Origin of the sequence: Nocardioides epinepheli (genome assembly GCF_037936805.1) — a bacterium.
In the GTDB taxonomy this organism is placed as follows: domain Bacteria; phylum Actinomycetota; class Actinomycetes; order Propionibacteriales; family Nocardioidaceae; genus Nocardioides.
Genome location: NZ_JBBMMC010000015.1, coordinates 84,324 through 101,380, shown reverse-complemented (window position 1 = coordinate 101,380; position 17,057 = coordinate 84,324). Strand labels below are relative to the sequence as shown.

The following is a 17,057-nucleotide window of genomic DNA, read 5'->3' as shown; positions in this document are numbered from 1 at the left end:
GCGCGCTACGCACCCTGAGCACGCCCAACACCAACACTTAGCCGCGACAGCCTACGAGCCAGCATCGGCCCGTCGCCTCCGCGCAGTCTCAGCCTGCCGGAGGGGCGAGCCGGTCCTTGATGTCGGTCTTGAGGACCTTGCCGACCTTCGAGCGCGGCAGGTCGTCCCAGAGCTCGATCTGCTTGGGCGCCTTGACACTGCCGATCCGGCCCTTGACGAAGGCGGTGAGCTCGGCGGGATCGGGCCTGGCCCCCGCCCGCGGCTGGACGACGGCGACCACCCGCTCGCCCCACTTCTCGTCGGGCAGGCCGATCACCGCGCAGTCCTGCACGTCGCGGTGGGCCATCAGTGCCTGCTCGACCTCGGTGGAGTAGACGTTGAAGCCGCCGGTGATGACCATGTCCTTGGCGCGGTCGACGATGAACAGGTAGCCGTCGGGGTCGAGGTAGCCGACGTCGCCGGTGTGGTGCCAGCCGTGCTCGGAGGCCTCGGCGGTCGCCTCCGGGTTGCGGTGGTAGCCGGCCATCACCAAGGAGCCGCGGACGACGATCTCCCCGGTCTCGCCCGGCGGCAACAGCGCGCCGTCGGATCCCATGATCGAGACCGTCACCAGCGGTGCTGGACGCCCCGCTGATGACAGCCGTTCGAGGGCGATGCTGCCGTCGTCCCGGAAGTGCTCACGGGGCGGCAGCGTCGCGATCATCATCGGCGCCTCGGTCTGGCCGAACAGCTGGGCCATCACCGGTCCGATGCGGGTCAGCGCCTCCTCGAGGCGGGCGACCGACATCGGTGCGGCGCCGTACCAGAAGCACTGAAGACTGGAGAGATCGGTGCTCTCCAGTGCCTGGTGTGCGAGGAGCATGTAGATGAGGGTGGGTGGCAGGAAGGTGTGGGTGACGCCGTGCCGCTCAACGTGCTCGAGGAACGCGCCGACGTCGGGGGAGCGCATCACGACGATCTCCCCGCCGTGCGCCAGCACCGGGAAGCAGAGGACTCCGGCCGCGTGCGTGAGGGGCGCGAGCGCGAGATAGACCGGGCGCCCCTCGAACGGATAGCTCATCAACGTGATGGCGCTCATCGTCTCGAGGTTGCGATTGGTGAGCAGTACGCCCTTGGGTCGTCCGGTGGTGCCCCCGGTCCCGACGATCATCGCGAGGTCGTCGACGCCGGGGTGCTCGACGTCGTCACCGTCGGCTCCGCCGGAGAGGAGGTCGTCCCAGGTGAGTGCCCAGTCGAGATCGGCATCGAGACACACCAGCGTGGTCAAGGCGGGGAGCTCGCCGCGGATCTGGTCGACCAACGGCGCGAACGACGCCTGGAAGATCAGCACCGAGCAGTCGAAGAGCTCCAGCAGCTCGCGGTTCTCGGCCGCCTCGTTGCGCGGGTTGATCGGGCACCACACCGCACCGGCGCGGCTGATGCCGAACACGGCGGTGAACGCGACCGGATCGTTGGCCGACAAGATGGCCACCGTGTCGCCCGGCGCGACCCCTCGAGCCCGCAGGCCTCCGGCGATCCGGTGGCTGAGGGCCTGCACCTCCGCGTAGGTGCTGGTGACCCCGTCGGTGGTGAGGCAGGCAGCATCGGGCCCGAGGGAGGCCCCCTTGTCGAGGTAGTCGGCCAGGCGCACGGCGGTCAGTCCTCCACGGTGAGGACGGGCTTGGCCACCAGACCGAAGGACCGGAGCACTCCGAGGAGCTCGCGGTGCCCGAAGGCCTGGCAGCCGGAGGCGAAGCCCACCCGCAGCGGGGGCTGCTGGAGGAGGTAGTAGGCGGCGTAGGCCTGCAGCAGCCCGGTCTGCTTGTAGTTGGAGTTTCCGTGGATGACGCAATGGGCTCGCCCCAGCGGGCCCGAGGCATGGACGGAGTCGAGGGACTTGTTCAGCCGCGGGTTCTCTCGCGGCGGCATCACGTTCATCACCTGCGCCGCGGTAGCGGTGAGCGCGGCGTCACGGTCCTCGTCGTTCATGTCCCGCGTGGCGTCGAGGGCGGCTGCGACGATCTGCGGGACGCCGTTCATCAGCGCCGCGTTGAACACGCCTCCCTGGGCCTTGCAGTTGGCGACCCGCGGGTCCCGCTTGAACCACACCGGGTGCGACGTGCCGCCCCAGGGGAGCGAGAGTGCGAGCTCGTGCTGGCCCGGCACCACCAGCGGCACGAGTCCCTGGTCGGGATCGAAGGGCACGTACTGGTTCTGCTCGAGGTGGTGGGCCGCGGAGGTGGCGGCGTTGACCAGGATCGTCTGGGTGGAGGCGATGGTGGGGCTGCCGCCCCAGAACACGGCGATGTCGAGGGTGTCGAGGCCGGGCGTCTCCAGGCACAGCTGGGCGGCGATCTCGCCGGTGGTGTACATGTGCGCGAGCCCAGGGGCCAGTAGCAGCCCGGCCTCGGCGAAGGCGGCGCCGTACTTCTCGTCGCAGGTCATCAGCCAGTCCTGCTCGCCGGTCGGATCGCTGTAGTGCGCGCCGGCGGCGAGTGCCGCCTCGACGACGGCGGGGCCGTACTTGCTGAACGGGCCGACGGTGTTGAGGACGACCTGGGCACCCCGGAACAGCTCGGTGAGGGACTCCACGTCGCCCGCCACCTCGACGACCTCGTAGTCGGCGGTCTCGATGCCGGCGACATTGGACTCCATGGAGGCGTTGAGCCGGTCGGCGCTGCGGCCGGCGGCGATGAACGGGACGCCGTACTCGCGCAGGTACTCGCACACGAGACGGCCGGTGTAGCCGGAGGCGCCGTAGACGACGACCGGCTTCTTCTCGCTCTGGTCAGTCATGACTCACATCCCCATTCCGCCGTCGACCGAGAGGCCGGTTCCAGTGATGAATCGGGAGGCGTCAGAGGCGAGGAAGACCACGGCGTCGGCCATGTCCTCCACCGTGCCGAGACGGCCCAGCGGCGTCTGTTCGACCACCGCGCCGACGGCGGCGTCGGGACTCTCGAAGAGGCCGAGGCTCGCCATGTCGACAGCGAGGCCGGTGCCCATCTCGGTGGGCACCAGGCCCGGGTAGACGCAGTTGACGCGCACGCCCCAGCCGAGCTTGCCGGCCTCCATCGCCGAGACCCGGGTGAGGCGGTCGACGGCCGCCTTGGTGGCGGAGTAGATCGGGATGCCGGGGAAGGCGATGGTCGCGGCGACGGAGGAGATGTTGAGGATGCTGCCGCCCTGACCGGCGGCGCCGTCGGGCCGCATCGCGCGCAGGCCGTGCTTGATGCCGAGGGCGGTGCCGAGCACGTTGACGTCGAGCATCGTGCGGATGTCGTCGACGCTCACGTCGGCGATGAGGCTGGAGATCTCGACGCCGGCGTTGTTGACCAGGACGTCGAGGCGTCCGGTGCGCTCGACGGTGGTGGCGACGGCGGCCTGCCAGCCGGCCTCGTCGGTGACGTCGAGGTGGACCGCCGAGCTGTCGTTGCCGAGCGACTCGGCGACCTTCCCGGCCGGCCCGTCCTGGAGGTCGGCGACGACGACGGTGGCGCCGGCCGCGGCGAGGGCGCGGGCCATGCCCTCACCGAGCCCTTGGGCCCCGCCGGTGACCAGCGCGGTGCGCCCGCTCAACGGCGATCGATCGTGATGGGTCATGCGGCGGCCTCCTGGGTCGGGTATGTGGTGCCGCTCACACGGTGACCGATTGGCTTGACGACTGTCAAGGAAAATCTTGACGACTGTCCAGGAATGCTGGCCACTGTGGCAGGATGGGCACATGACGACCACCGCGACCCGTGCCCGCCGGTCGTCGGCCGACAAGCACGACGAGCGCCGCAACCAGCTCGCCGAGTCGGCCCTGCGAACCCTCGGGGAGCTCGGCTACGCCCGGGCGAGCCTGCGGGAGATCGCCACGAACTCCGAGTTCAGCCATGGCGTCGTCCACTACTACTTCCGCGACAAGCTCGAGCTCATCGTCTACTGCGTGCGCTACTACAAGGCCCAGTGCGTGCGTCGCTACGACTCGGTCGTGGAGGACTCCACCACGGCAGACGAACTGGTCGAGGCCTTCGGGGCCAAGCTCGTCGAGACCCTGCGCGACGAGGCGCCGATGCACCGCCTCTGGTACGACCTGCGCTCGCAGAGCATGTTCGAGGAGGGCCTGCGCGAGGCCGTCACCTACATCGACCAGACCCTCCAGGAGATGATCTGGCGCGTCGTCGAGCGCTACTCCGACCTCGCCGGCCGGCCGCCGGCCCTTGCTTCACCGGCCGCCTACGGCGTCCTCGACGGGGTCTTCCAGCAGGCGCTGCTCGCCCTGCCGCGCGGTGAGGACGCCGTCCTCGAGGCGCTGCCGGGCCAGGTGCGCGCGCTGATGCCGCTGCTGCTGGCGCCGCAGTCCTGACCGTCGGGGGCGGGTGCTGGTGGTGGTCGGTCGCGCTTGTTACTGACCGTTCTCACCTCTGGCCTGCGCTTACAAGAGCAGGCCAGAGGTCACAACGGTCGGTAACAAGTCACAACGGTCGGTAACAAGCGGACGCTAGGCCCGACGCCGCATCTCCTCGTCGAGCGAGCCCTCGTAGGCGGCCATGGTCTCGGCCGTGGCGGGGTCCTCCATGCGGGCCAGCAGGGTGTCGAAGTCGACGTCCTCGACGTGCTGTTGCACCCACCACAGGTTGCCCCAGGGGTCAGTGAACCGGGCGACGTCGTCGCCGAAGGGCAGGGAGGTGCGCGGCGTGACGATCGTGGCGCCGGCGGCCTCGGCACGGGAGAGGGTGCCCTCGAGATCCTCCACGTCGACTCGCAACAGAGCGGGCTGGGCCGGCCAGCCGTCGTGGGCATCCATGACGACGACGCTCGCGCCGCCCACGACCGTCTCGGCGTGCCCGATCCGGCCGTCCGGTCCGGGAGAGCGCCCGCGCTCCTGGGCTCCGAAGACCTCGGTGAGGAAGTCGAGGAGCCCGGCGGCGTCCGCGGCGACGATCCAGGGGGACAGGGCCATCAGAGCACCTCGCGTCCGTGCAGGTAGGGCCGCAGCGCCTCGGGGACGGCGATGCGGCGATCGGCTGTCTGGTGGTTCTCGATGACCGCGGCGAGCAGCCGCGGCGTCGCCACCGCGGTGTTGTTGAGGGTGTGGGCGTGCCGGATCGTGCCGTCGGCGTCGCGGTAGCGCAGGTTCGCGCGCCGGGCCTGCCAGTCGTGCAGCGTGGAGCACGAGTGGGTCTCGCGATAGCTGTCGAGGCTGGGGAACCAGGTGTTGATGTCGTTCATCCGGAACTTGCCCAGGCCCATGTCGCCGGTGCTGCACTCGACCACCTCGTAGGCCAGGTCGAGGTCGACCAGCACCTGCTCGGCGCAGTCGAGCAGCGCCTGGTGCCACCGCTCGGACTCGGCGTCGTCGGCCTCGCAGATCACGAACTGCTCGACCTTCTCGAACTGGTGCACCCGGATCAGGCCGCGCACGTCGCGCCCCGCGCTGCCGATCTCGCGGCGGAAGCACGGCGAGATCCCGGCATAGAGGACGGGGAGCTGGGCCTTGTCGAGGATCTCGCCGGCGTGCAGGCCCACGAGCGCGACCTCGCCGGTGCCGGCGAGGAAGAGGTCGTCGGCCGGGAGCTCGTAGGTCTCCTCGCGGCCCTTGGGGAACATGCCGGTGCCGACCAGCGGGCCCTCGCGCACCAGTGACGGCACCGAGATCGGTGTGAAGTGGCGCGCGATGAGAAGGTCGAGGGCGAACGAGAGCAGTGCTCGCTCCAGCAGGACGGCGTCGCCCCGGAGTGCATAGGCACGCTCGCCCGAGACGTTGCGGGCGCGGGCGAACTCCGCCCAGCCGCGCTCCTCGAGCAACGCGACGTGGTCGAGCGGCTCGAAGTCGAAGGTCGGGGGAGTGCCGACCTGCTTGATGACGACGTTCTCGGCCTCGCCCGCACCGACCGGCGAGCCGTCCCAGGGGATGCCCGGCACCTGGAGCATCAGCTCCTGCAGCTCGGCGGCCTTGGCCGCGTGCTCCTCGCGCAGCGAGGTGAGCCGGGCGTCGAAGTCGGCCTGCTCGGCGCGCAGCTTCTCCCGAGTGGCCTCGTCGGCCCGTCCGAACTCCTTCGAGCGCCGCTTGCGCTCGCCCTGGACGTTGTCGACCTCGTGCCGCAGGCGACGGGTCTCGGCGTCGAGGGCGACCAGGGCGTCGACGTCGAGGTCGATCCCCTTCACCTCGACAGCGTGCTTCACCAGGTCGGGGCTCTCACGGATGATGCGTACGTCCAGCATGGCGACAGCCTAGGCGGCACTAGAGACCGGGGGGACCGGCGGTCGCGCCGGATCGGACGCTCGGCGCCCGACGCGCTACGATGGAGTCGTGAGGACCCACACCCTGCTTCTTGGACAGCCGCGCTGATCCCTTTGTGATCGCGCGGCAGCCCCTCCCTGCGAGGGGCTTTTTCATGCCCAGGCCACACCACGAAGCAGACGAGCAGGAGCAGGCGATGAGCGAGCAGGACACCACGGCGGACACCGGCACCGAGGCGGCGACGTACGACGTCGCGCAGGTCGAGCAGAAGTGGCAGCAGGTCTGGTCCGAGCTCGACCCCTTCCGCGCCGACGACGACTCGGTCGTCTCGGGTGAGCGGGAGAAGAAGTACGCCCTGACGATGTTCCCCTACCCCAGCGGCGACCTGCACATGGGTCACGCCGAGGTCTTCGCGCTGCACGACGTGATCTCTCGCTACTGGCGCTTCCGCGGCTACGAGGTCCTGAACCCGATGGGCTGGGACTCCTTCGGCCTGCCGGCCGAGAACGCCGCGATCCGCAACGACGAGCACCCGGCCACCTACACCTACGCGAACATCGAGACGCAGTTCGAGTCGATGAAGCGCTACGGGCTGAGCTTCGACTGGTCGCGCCGGCTGCACACCTCCGACCCGGAGTACTACCACTGGACCCAGTGGCTGTTCCTGAAGCTGCGCGAGCAGGGGCTGGCCTACCGCAAGAACAGCCCGGTCAACTGGTGCCCGCAGGACCAGACGGTGCTGGCCAACGAGCAGGTGCTGGCCGACGGCACCTGCGAACGGTGCGGCGCCGAGGTGACCAAGCGCGAGCTGACCCAGTGGTACTTCAAGACGACCGCCTACGCCCAGGAGCTGTACGACAGCCTGGACGACCTGCAGGACACCTGGATCGGCAAGGTCGTCAACGCCCAGCGCGCCTGGATCGGCCGGTCCGAGGGTGCGCACGTGACCTTTGAGGTCGAGGGCCACGAGCCGCTGACCGTGTTCACCACCCGCCCCGACACGCTGTGGGGTGCGACGTTCATGGTGGTGGCCGCCGACGCGAAGCTGGCCGCCGAGCTGGTCACCGACGAGCAGCGGGCGGCCCTGGAGCAGTACCGCGACGACGTCGGCAAGGCCTCCGACATCGACCGGCTGGCCACCGACCGGCCCAAGACCGGGGTGTTCCTGGGCGTCCACGCCACCAACCCGATCAACGGCGAGCGGATCCCGGTCTGGGCCTCCGACTACGTGCTGGCCGACTACGGCACCGGCGCGATCATGGCGGTGCCAGCCCACGACCAGCGCGACCTGGACTTCGCCCGCGCCATGGACCTGCCGGCGCGCCGCGTCGTCGACACCGGCGAGGACAACCCCGAAGAGAGCGGCGTCGCCACCACCGGCGACGGCGTCTATGTGAACTCCGGCCCGCTGGACGGCCTGAGCGACAAGTCCGAGGGGATCCACCGCGCGATCGGACTGCTGGAGGCCGAGGACCGCGGCACCGGCACGGTCAACTTCCGGCTGCGCGACTGGCTGCTCTCGCGCCAGCGCTACTGGGGCGCCCCGATCCCGATCATCCACTGCCCGGTCGACGGCGAGGTGCCGGTGCCCGAGGACCAGCTGCCCGTCGAGCTGCCGGCTCTGCGCGGTGCCGACCTGAAGCCCAAGGGGACCTCGCCGCTGGGTGCGGCCACCGAGTGGGTCTCGGTCACGTGTCCGGTGTGCGGCGGTCCCGCCCAGCGGGACACCGACACGATGGACACCTTCGTCGACTCCTCCTGGTACTTCTTCCGCTACCTGTCCCCGCACGACAACACCCAGGCCTTCGACCCGGCCAAGGCCGAGGCCTGGGGCCCGATCGACCTGTACATCGGTGGCGACGAGCACGCGGTGCTGCACCTGATGTACGCCCGGTTCTTCACCAAGGCCCTGCGCGACATGGGCCTGATCACCTGGGACGAGCCGTTCGAGGCCTACCTGTCCCAGGGCAAGGTGATCAACAACGGACGCAAGATGAGCAAGTCGCTGGGCAACGGCGTCAGTCTGGGGGACCAACTTGCGGAGTTCGGAGTCGACGCCGTCCGGCTGACCCTGGTCTTCGCCAGCCCGCCGGAGGACAACATCGACTGGGCCGACGTCAGCCCCGCGGGTGCGCTGCGCTTCCTGCAGCGGGCCTGGCGGCTGAGCGGTGACGTCACCTCGGCGCCGGGCGCTCCGGCCTCCGACGGCGACGTGGCGCTGCGCCGGGTCACCCACCGCACGGTCCGCGCGGCCGAGCAGCTGGTGGAGGGCTACCGCTTCAACGTCCTCGTGGCCCGGGTCATGGAGCTGGTCAACGCCACCCGCAAGACGATCGACTCCGGCGCCGGCGGCGACGACCCGGCGGTCCGCGAGGCGGTCGAGGCGGTCGCGATCCTGCTGTCGATGGTCGCGCCGTACGTCGCCGAGGAGATGTGGGAGCGGCTGGGGCACACGCCGTCGGTGGCGCAGGCCGCGTGGCCGGTGGTCGAGGAGGCGCTGCTGGTGGAGGAGTCGGTCACCGCCGTCGTCCAGATCCAGGGGAAGGTGCGCGCCCGGCTGGAGGTCGCGCCCGACATCAGCGCCGCCGACCTGGAGGCGATGGCCCTGGCCGATCCGGCCGTCGTCGCCGCGATCGACGGTCGGGAGATCCGCAAGGTCATCGTCCGCGAGCCGAAGCTGGTCAACGTGGTGGTGTGAGGGATCCGCCGCATAGGATCCCCGACATGCCCGCGCCGTCCGTCGCCGTCGTCACGGACTCCACGGCCAGTCTCGACCCCGAGCTGGCCGCCGAGCGTGGCCTCACGGTGGTGCCGCTCCAGGTCGTGATCGGAGCCGACGCCTACGACGAGGGCTCGGCCGAGGCGACCCCGGAGCGGCTGGCCGAGGCGCTGAAGGAGTTCCGGCCGGTCAGCACCTCGCGGCCGGCGCCGGCGGTGTTCCTGGAGACCTACCGTGCCGCGGCGGCCGCGGGCGCCGAGGAGGTCGTGTCGGTGCACCTGTCGGGCGAGATGAGCGGCACCTTCGAGTCCGCCCAGCTCGCCGCCCGCCAGGCGCGCAACGAGGGCCTTCGGGTCGAGTGCGTCGACACCCGGCAGGTGGGGGTCGCCACCGGATACGCCGCCCTGAGCGCCGCCGACGTCGCGGACGCGGGTGGCTCGGCGGCCGAGGCGGCTGAGGCGGCTGCGGCCCGTGCGGCCGCGAGCTCGTCGTACTTCTACGTCGACACGCTGGAGTACCTGCGCCGCGGCGGCCGGATCGGCGCCGCGGCGGCTCTGCTCGGCGGCGCCTTGGCCGTCAAGCCGCTCCTCACCATCGAGGACGGCGTCGTCTCCTCGCTGGAGCGGGTGCGGACGTCGGGACGCGCTCTGGCACGGCTCGGCGATCTCGCGGTGGCGGCCGCGGAGGAGGCCGAGGGCCCGGTCGAGGTGTGCGTGGCGCACCTGGCCAGCCCCGAGCGTGCCGGTCAGCTCGCCGACCAGCTCGCCGAGCGCCTCGCCGAGCAGCTCGACGGCCGCGAGGTGTGGTGCACCGAGATCGGCGCGGTCCTGGGGGCGCATGTCGGGCCCGGCATGATCGCGGCCTCGGTGGCGCCGATCCTGAGATGAGGCTCGTCAGAGCCGCTCGCCGAGCAGGGCTCGGTTGAGCACCGCGACCAGTTCACCGCGGGTGACCATGCCGACCAGCCGGTCGTCGTCGTCGACGATCGGCAGGTGCCGGTAGCCGCTGTCGGTCATCAGTCCCACCAGCTCGGCGACGGGCGCGTTCTCCTCGAGGGTGACCACCGGCGTGGTCATCATCGACTCCACCGGCTCGAGCTCGACCAGGTCGCGGGTGAACAGGTCGGTGATCGAGACGATGCCGATCACGTGACGCTCGTCGTCGACGACGGGCAGCGACTTCACGTGGCGCTGCACGATCAGGGCACGGGCACGGTAGATCGACTCGAACGGCAGGACCGAGGCGACGTCGGTGCTCATGATCCGCGAGACCTTGAGCGAGCCCAGGCGCCGGTCCAGTGCATGCGTCTCGGCGTCGCGGACGAGGGCGACGACATCGGCGGGCAGGATGTCGAGGCCCTGACCGGAGCGGCGCATCGCCTCCTCGACGTCGCTGGTCTGCACGCCGAGCCTCTCCGAGGCGCCCGGCGTCGGTGAGGGCTTGGGGGGATGGTGGGGGTAGCGGCGTCCGGTGAGGTTGTTGACCGCGATGGCGACCAGCACGAGGGCGACGGTGTTGACCGCCACCGGCAAGGCGATGAAGGCGAGCCCCTGCTCGTCGATGGCAGGGGTGGCCGTGGCGGCGAGCAGCGCGCACGCGCCGCCGGGCGGATGGAGGCAGCCGAGGAGCATCATGGTCGGGATCGCGACCCCGACCCCCACCGCGGCGGCGACCAAGGGGTCCCCGAGGAGTGCATAGGCTCCGAGCCCGATCGCGGTGGAGATCAGGTTTCCGCCGAGTACCGGCCATGGTTGCGCGAGCGGGCTGGCAGGCACCGCGAAGAGCAGCACCGCGCTGGCCCCCATCGGGGCGATGATGTACGGCAGCGACTCCGGACCGCCGGGGATCACCCGCGCCGCCGCACCGGCCACCACGATGCCGATGAGCGCCCCGAGCCCGGCGCGGACCACGTCGATGTGGGGGTAGCGGGTCACGCCGGCCCACCCTAGTAGCCCGTTCGTCCACAGGTACGGCATCGAGCGAGTTATCCACAGGACGTCGTTCGGCCGCCCCGCGGACCGGCCGGAACTCCTAGCGTCGGGGCATGCCCTCGATCCGTCGCCCGCGTGTGACCCCGCGTCTGTCTGAGGAGCGCCAGCGCCAGGCTCTCGTCTCGAGCCGGCTGGCCCACCTCGCCGAGCAGTTCGCCGCGGGACGCGACGCCGCCGACGCCGCCGACACCGCCGGTACCGAGCTTCCGGCGGCCGCTGGCGAGGAGTGGTGGCGTGAGCACACCCGCGTCGCTCAGGCGCGGGCGCCCCTGCACGCCGTCCCCGACGTGCCGGAGCCGGCGCCGGAGCCCGCGCCGGCGGCGCCGACGCTGCCCGGCCGCGATCGGCTCGGCGCGGAGGTGCCGATGCCGCGTGCGCCCGCGCCCGCGCCTGTGCGAGTGCGAGAGCCGGGCCGGCACGCGGCCCGACGGCGAATCTCCGCGGCAGCCTTGGTGCCGGAGACGCTGCGTGGTCGCGTGCGGATCTCACCGGCCGGACTCGGCGTCGTCGCCCTGCTGGTCGCGGTCGCGCTGAGCATCACGGCCTGGCAGGTGATCCGCGACGACCCCGACCCCCCGGTGCCCGTCACCGGACCGTCGGGTGAGCAGCCGCCTGTCGTCGCCGCGCCGCAGTCAGAGATGGCCTCGGCCGCACCGTCGTCCACGAGTCCGGACGCCACGGGACCCTCGGGCAAGACCGTCACCGTCGATGTGGCCGGGAAGGTGCGGCGTCCGGGCATCGTGGTCCTAGCCTCCGGCGCCCGCGTGGTCGATGCGCTGGAGAAGGCCGGTGGCGCGCGGCCGTCGGTCGATCTGAGCTCGCTGAACCTCGCTCGGGTGCTCGTCGACGGCGAGCAGATTGTCGTCGGGATCGGCGCCTCGCCGGACCCGGCCAGCCCGCTCCCGGGATCGAGCAGCACCACGGGTGCGCCCGGCTCGACCGCTCCGGCCGCGCTGGTAGACCTGAACCTCGCCGACCAGGCTCTGCTGGAGACCCTTCCCGACGTCGGGCCGGTCACGGCGGCCGCGATCATCGCGTGGCGCGAGGAGCACGGCGGGTTCACCGCGGTCACCGAGCTGCTCGAGGTCAGCGGCATCGGCGAGGCCACCCTCGCGACCCTCACCCCACTGGTCACGGTGTGAGGGTGACGTGACGACGTGCCGGAGATCGACGAGGCGGAGGCCCGAGGGCGGGCCGAGTCCGCCCCTGCGGACCTGCGCGCGCCTCTGCTCGCGGCCGCCGCATGGGGTGGTGGTCTGCTGGCCGGGGGCGTGCGGCCGGGGGTCGCCGTTGCGGTGGTCCTCGCCGTCGCCGTATCGGTAGGGGTGACCGTCCGGGTCCTGGGGCACTCGGCCCGGCCGTTGATCACCGTCACGACAGGCGCCCTGATGGCGCTCGCGGTTCTGGGCTCGGCGTTGCTGCGCACCGAGGCGATCACGACCAGTCCGGTCGCGGCCCTGGCGAAGGAGAGGGCTGCGGTCGAGGTCCTCGCGGTGGTCACCGCCGATCCGCGACCGGTCAAGGGCGCCTTCGCCGACGGCTTCGCCGTGCGGGTCACGGTCCATGAGGTGGTCGGACGAGGCTGGCGTCACGGCGTCAACGTCCCGGCACTGGTGCTGGGGGATCAGGACTGGGGCGACGTCGAGCTCGGCGCGGTGGTCAGCGCCGGCGGGCGACTGTCTCCCGCCGAAAGCGGGGATCTGGCCGGTGTGCTCCTGGGGGCCACGACCCCGCGCGTGGTCCGCGGCCCCGACGTGTGGTGGCGCGGCGCCGGTGCCGTGCGGGCCTCGATCCGCGAGGCGGTGGCGGGTCGCCCCGCGGATCAGCGAGCGCTGGTGCCGGCCTTGGTCGACGGCGACGACGCGGCGCTCAGCGACGACCTGGCGGCCGACTTCCGCACTTGCGGGCTCACTCATCTGACCGCGGTCTCCGGCACGAACCTGACACTGGTGGTGGGCTTCCTGCTCGTCATAGCCCGGTGGTGCCGGGTGCGTGGACGCTGGCTCGGCCTGGTCGCCGTCCTCGGCATCGTGGGATTCGTCCTGCTCGCGCGCACCGAGCCGAGCGTGCTGCGAGCCGCCGCGATGGGCACCGTCGGGCTGATGGCGATGGCCGCTGGCAGCCGACGCCGGGCCTTTCGCGGGCTGGCGGTGGCCGCCATCGTGCTCCTGCTGCTCGAACCTGGCCTCGCGACGTCGGCCGGGTTCGCGCTGTCGGTGCTGGCGACGGCCGGCATCGTCGTCCTGGCTCCGGGGTGGCGCGATGCGCTGGCACGCTGGCTGCCGCGCTGGCTCGCCGAGGCGATCGTCGTGCCGGCGGCCGCGCAGGTGGCGTGTACGCCGGTGGTCGCGGGCCTCTCGGGCCAGGTGAGCCTGGTCGCGGTCGCCGCCAACCTGCTCGTCGGACCGGTCGTGGGCCCTGCGACGGTGCTCGGACTCGCCGGCGGCCTGGTCGGCCTGGTCTCCGCGCCGCTGGGCGCCGTCCTCGGCACCGGCGCCGCGTGGTGCGTCGGCTGGATCGTCGCGGTGGCCAGGCACGGCGCGGACCTGCCGGTGGCGGCACTCGACTGGGGCTCGGGGGCGGTGTCTCTCGCTCTGTTGACCGCCGTGTGTGCGGCGGTCGCCGCCGCGGCGCCGTGGCTGCTCCGCTCGCCGTGGCGCACGGTGCCGGCCACCGCGCTCGCGACCATGGTGGTCACGGTCCCGTTGCCGACGCCCGGATGGCCGCCACCGGACTGGGTGCTCGCGATGTGCGACGTCGGGCAGGGCGATGCGCTGGCGCTGCGGGTCGCCGAGCACAGCGCGATCGTCATCGACGCCGGGCCTGACCCGAGCGCGGTCGACCGTTGCCTGGACCGGCTGGAGATCCAGAGCGTCCCGCTGGTCGTCCTCACCCACTTCCACGCCGACCACGTCGACGGGCTGCCCGGCGTCCTGGGACGTCCGGTGGGGGAGATCTGGACGACGTCCCTGCTCGACCCCCCGGAGTCGGTCCGCGCGGTCATGGCCGAGGCGGGAGCGGTGGGCCTGCAGCCGCTCGTCTCGCCGGCGACCGCGCGTCAGATCGGTCCGGTCACGCTGCAGCCGCTGTGGCCGGAGCAGTCGCCGGCGAGCTACGGACCGGGCGACGGCAGCACCGCCAACGAGGCCAGCGTCGTGCTGCTCGCCGAGGTGGCGGGGCTTCGGATCCTGCTCACCGGCGATCTCGAGCCGCCCGGGCAGCTCGCGCTCCAGCGGGCCTACCCGGGCCTCACCGTCGACGTCCTCAAGGTGCCGCACCACGGGAGCCGCTTCCAAGACGTCGAGTGGCTCACCTCGCTGCAGGCCTCGCTCGCGCTGGTCTCGGTCGGCGCGGACAACGACTACGGGCACCCGGCCCCCTCGCTCCTCGATGCCCTGGCTGCCGCCGGTGCCCGCCTGGCGCGCACCGACCGCGACGGCGACGTACTGGTGGTCGCCGGGCCCGACGGCCCCCGACTACTCACCCAGCACGACGGAGGGGAGTAGCAGCGGCCGGTGTCGGCGGGATGTGTCAGGGTGCACTCATGCGCGCAGGAGAGGTCCTCGGCCGGGTCACCCTGGTCACCGGCAAGGAGGAGTTCCTCAACGAGCGCACCGTGCAGACCGTCCGCGAGCTGGTTCGCTCCCACGACGCCGAGGCCGAGCTGTCCGAGACGGTGGCGGCCGACCTCACCCTCGCGACCCTGGGCGAGCTGTCGGCGCCGTCGTTGTTCTCCGCGACGCGATGCGTGGTGGTCCGCGGGCTGGAGAATCTGCCCGACGAGTCGGTCGCGGGACTGCTCGACTACGCAGGCGCTCCGGTCGAGGACGTCGCGCTCGTGCTCGTGCACGGCGGCGGGGCCAAGGGCAGCGGCACCCTCACCAAGCTCCGCAAGCTGGCCGCGGTCACCGAGGTGAAGTCCGAGGAGCCGAAGGCCTCGGAGTTCCCGGGCTTCGTCACCGCGGAGGTGCGCCGCCGAGGGGCGGCGATCGACAACGACGCCGCCCGGGCGCTGGTCGAGGCCGTCGGGCAGGACCTGCGCTCGCTCGCCTCGGCCGCCCACCAGCTCACCGACGACTTCCACGGCGAGCGGCTCACCGCCGACAAGGTGGCGCGCTACTTCGGTGGTCGTGCCGAGGCGAAGTCGTTCGCGGTCGCCGACCATGCGTTCTCCGGACGCCGCGAGCAGGCGCTCGAGGAGCTGCGCTGGGCCCTGGACAACGGCACTCCGGCGGTGCTGGTCACCTCCGCCTTCGCCGGCAGCGCCCGAGGACTGGCCCGCTACCGCGGCGCGCCCCGCGGGATGCGCGAAGGCGACCTGGCCCGTGAGGTCGGCGTCCCGCCGTGGAAGCTGAAGACCCTGCGCGGGCAGTCCCAGGGCTGGTCGGAGGCCGGTCTGGCCCGCGCCATCCGCGCCGTCGCCCAGGCGGACGCCGACATCAAGGGCGCGGCCAGCGATGCGTCGTACGCGCTGGAGCGGCTCGTCCTCACCGTCGCCGGGCTACGGGATCAGACCTGACCCCACCAGGTCCGCCGCTGCACGACTGGGCGGCCGAAACCTGAACCTGACGGGCGGGATATCGGCCCCCAAGTTCAGACTTCCCCGGTCGACCGGGGAAATCCCGCCACGCCGACCTGCCCTCCCGCCGACCTGCGACGTGCGGCCGAAAACGCACGAAAGGCGCCGGCCCCCGCAAGGGGACGGCGCCGCGTGCGGCGGGCCTCAGAGAGAGGCGGCCTTCTTCGAGATCGCCGACTTGCGGTTGGCGGCCTGGTTCTTGTGGATGACGCCCTTGGAGGCGGCCTTGTCGAGCTGCCGGTTCGCCTCGCGGCCGAGGGTGATCGCCTCGTCCTTGTTGCCGGACTCGGCGGCCTCACGGAACTTGCGGATCGCGGTCTTCAGGCCGGTCTTGACGGCCTTGTTGCGCTCGTGACGCTTCAGGTTCTGCTTGTTCCGCTTGATCTGGCTCTTGATGTTCGCCACAGGGGGTGCCTTCGCCTCGATGCCTAGTGCTGATGTGGATGTCTGACTGGTGCTACAAAGTCTGGTGCGCGGGCGCGCCGGAACGGCGGAACACGCGACGGACCAAGTTACCAGTGGGACGACGAGGGCCGAAATCGCCGACCGACGCCGCTCAGGCCGGCTCGCCGGTCTCCCAGCCCCGGCGGTGGCACAGCCAGTCCCAGACGACGTCGCCCTGCCAGCGCTGGTGGTCGCGGATGTGGGGCGAGGTCGGCGGCACCGGGTCGTCTCCCGACTTGAGGAAGTAGCCGATCACCAGCGCGAGCACGCGGTCGATCGACTCGGCGGGCACGCCGGCGAAGGACGGGTGCTGCGCGATCACCGCCTCGACGTCGAGGCCGTCTCCGCACGGGCCGATCAGGAGCAGGAGCGAGTCGAGCCAGGGGGCACCGACCACCGGCCAGTTCCAGTCGCACAGCAGCGCGCGGCCCTCGGGGGTGATCAGGATGTTGTCGTCGCGCACGTCGGTGTGCACCATCGTCGTGCCGTGGACGACGTCGGCGAAGCCCGCCGCGAGCGCGGCCGCCTCGTCGCCGTGGGGGAGCACGAACGTGGCGCGCAGGTAGTCCCAGTAGGCCGGCCACGACGCGAGCTCGTCGGCGAAGGTGTTCAGCCGCAGGCCGTCCGGGGCCGGTGTCGTGGCCTCGCCCGTCACCGCGAGCATGTCGAGCGCGAGGTCGAGGTCCTCCTGGGTCCAGGGTCGCCGAGGCGCCCGTCCCTCTACATGCTCGATGCCGATCGCGAACCAGTCCTCGACGTCGAGCGTCCACCGCAGGCGCGGCGCCGGAACCTCCGGCGGGAGGCTCGCCAGCTTGCGGGCCTCCTCGCGATAGGAGTCGGCGAACATCCGCTGGGCCTTGGTCGAGGCTGCCTTGACGAAGTGGCGGGTGCCGTCGGCGCCGAGGAGCACCGAGGCGAACCCGGGGGTGAATCCCGAGGTCTGGGAGCGGGCTTCGGTGACCGGCGTGCCGATCCGGCGCTCGATCGCGGCGCGGACGGCGGGAGGCAGGTGCGCCCACTCGAGGCGTCTGCTCGTGCGGCCGACGGGCACCGGATAGGGACGAGGCGGGATCACGGCGTCGATCCTCGCCGATGCGGCGCGAGGACGGCGACCCG

At 71.8% G+C, this 17,057-nt stretch carries 14 protein-coding genes; 6 read left to right on the top strand and 8 right to left on the bottom strand.

The window, feature by feature from the left end; translation table 11 throughout:
• Positions 1 to 88: 88 nt before the first annotated feature.
• Genes WMR31_RS18470 through WMR31_RS18460 form a run of 3 tightly spaced genes read right to left on the bottom strand, consistent with a single transcriptional unit; the run spans position 89 to position 3,582 of the window.
• Positions 89 to 1,630, bottom strand: coding sequence for an acyl-CoA synthetase (locus WMR31_RS18470; protein WP_340540360.1), 1,542 nt, complete (start codon positions 1,628 to 1,630; stop codon positions 89 to 91).
• A gap of 5 nt (positions 1,631 to 1,635) precedes the next feature.
• Positions 1,636 to 2,775, bottom strand: coding sequence for a DUF5938 domain-containing protein (locus tag WMR31_RS18465; RefSeq protein ID WP_340540359.1), 1,140 nt, complete (start codon positions 2,773 to 2,775; stop codon positions 1,636 to 1,638).
• A 3-nt stretch (positions 2,776 to 2,778) separates the two neighbouring features.
• Positions 2,779 to 3,582: an SDR family NAD(P)-dependent oxidoreductase gene (locus WMR31_RS18460; protein WP_340540358.1), complete on the bottom strand. Its 804-nt coding sequence runs from the start codon at positions 3,580 to 3,582 to the stop codon at positions 2,779 to 2,781.
• A 121-nt stretch (positions 3,583 to 3,703) separates the two neighbouring features.
• On the opposite strand from WMR31_RS18460, the gene WMR31_RS18455 reads away from it, so the two are divergent.
• Positions 3,704 to 4,330, top strand: coding sequence for a TetR/AcrR family transcriptional regulator (locus WMR31_RS18455; RefSeq protein ID WP_340540357.1), 627 nt, complete (start codon positions 3,704 to 3,706; stop codon positions 4,328 to 4,330).
• A 135-nt stretch (positions 4,331 to 4,465) separates the two neighbouring features.
• Here WMR31_RS18455 and WMR31_RS18450 read toward each other — a convergent pair whose 3' ends face one another.
• Together WMR31_RS18450 and serS are read right to left on the bottom strand one after the other, a co-directional pair.
• Positions 4,466 to 4,927 carry a VOC family protein gene (locus tag WMR31_RS18450; protein WP_340540356.1) on the bottom strand — a complete coding sequence of 154 codons (462 nt, stop codon included), beginning with the start codon at positions 4,925 to 4,927 and terminating at the stop codon, positions 4,466 to 4,468.
• On the bottom strand, positions 4,927 to 6,189 hold the full coding sequence (gene serS / locus WMR31_RS18445) for a serine--tRNA ligase (protein ID WP_340540355.1): 1,263 nt from the start codon (positions 6,187 to 6,189) through the stop codon (positions 4,927 to 4,929). Before serS ends, WMR31_RS18450 begins: the two co-directional genes overlap by 1 nt.
• Positions 6,190 to 6,404: 215 nt before the next feature.
• Here serS and leuS point away from each other — a divergent pair, with 215 nt between their 5' ends.
• Positions 6,405 to 8,906 carry a leucine--tRNA ligase gene (leuS, locus tag WMR31_RS18440; protein WP_340540382.1) on the top strand — a complete coding sequence of 834 codons (2,502 nt, stop codon included), beginning with the start codon at positions 6,405 to 6,407 and terminating at the stop codon, positions 8,904 to 8,906.
• Between the two features lie 26 nt (positions 8,907 to 8,932).
• Positions 8,933 to 9,814, top strand: a complete 882-nt coding sequence (locus WMR31_RS18435; RefSeq protein WP_340540354.1) for a DegV family protein — start codon at positions 8,933 to 8,935, stop codon at positions 9,812 to 9,814.
• A 6-nt stretch (positions 9,815 to 9,820) separates the two neighbouring features.
• On the opposite strand, the gene WMR31_RS18430 is transcribed toward WMR31_RS18435, so the two are convergent.
• Positions 9,821 to 10,861 carry an HPP family protein gene (locus WMR31_RS18430; protein ID WP_340540353.1) on the bottom strand — a complete coding sequence of 347 codons (1,041 nt, stop codon included), beginning with the start codon at positions 10,859 to 10,861 and terminating at the stop codon, positions 9,821 to 9,823.
• Positions 10,862 to 10,971: 110 nt separating this feature from the next.
• Here WMR31_RS18430 and WMR31_RS18425 point away from each other — a divergent pair, with 110 nt between their 5' ends.
• Genes WMR31_RS18425 through holA form a run of 3 tightly spaced genes read left to right on the top strand, consistent with a single transcriptional unit; the run spans position 10,972 to position 15,437 of the window.
• Positions 10,972 to 12,060, top strand: a complete 1,089-nt coding sequence (locus WMR31_RS18425; RefSeq protein WP_340540352.1) for a helix-hairpin-helix domain-containing protein — start codon at positions 10,972 to 10,974, stop codon at positions 12,058 to 12,060.
• Positions 12,061 to 12,075: 15 nt separating this feature from the next.
• Positions 12,076 to 14,424 (top strand): ComEC/Rec2 family competence protein, encoded by a 2,349-nt coding sequence (locus tag WMR31_RS18420; RefSeq protein WP_340540351.1) that lies wholly within the window; start codon positions 12,076 to 12,078, stop codon positions 14,422 to 14,424.
• Between the two features lie 38 nt (positions 14,425 to 14,462).
• Positions 14,463 to 15,437 carry a DNA polymerase III subunit delta gene (gene holA, locus WMR31_RS18415; protein WP_340540350.1) on the top strand — a complete coding sequence of 325 codons (975 nt, stop codon included), beginning with the start codon at positions 14,463 to 14,465 and terminating at the stop codon, positions 15,435 to 15,437.
• A 204-nt stretch (positions 15,438 to 15,641) separates the two neighbouring features.
• Here the strand turns inward: holA and rpsT are convergent, their stop codons facing one another.
• Together rpsT and WMR31_RS18405 are read right to left on the bottom strand one after the other, a co-directional pair.
• Complete coding sequence (gene rpsT, locus WMR31_RS18410; RefSeq protein WP_340540349.1) at positions 15,642 to 15,902, bottom strand: 30S ribosomal protein S20; 261 nt, start codon at positions 15,900 to 15,902, stop codon at positions 15,642 to 15,644.
• Between the two features lie 151 nt (positions 15,903 to 16,053).
• Positions 16,054 to 17,016: a phosphotransferase family protein gene (locus WMR31_RS18405; protein WP_340540348.1), complete on the bottom strand. Its 963-nt coding sequence runs from the start codon at positions 17,014 to 17,016 to the stop codon at positions 16,054 to 16,056.
• Positions 17,017 to 17,057 lie beyond the last annotated feature (41 nt).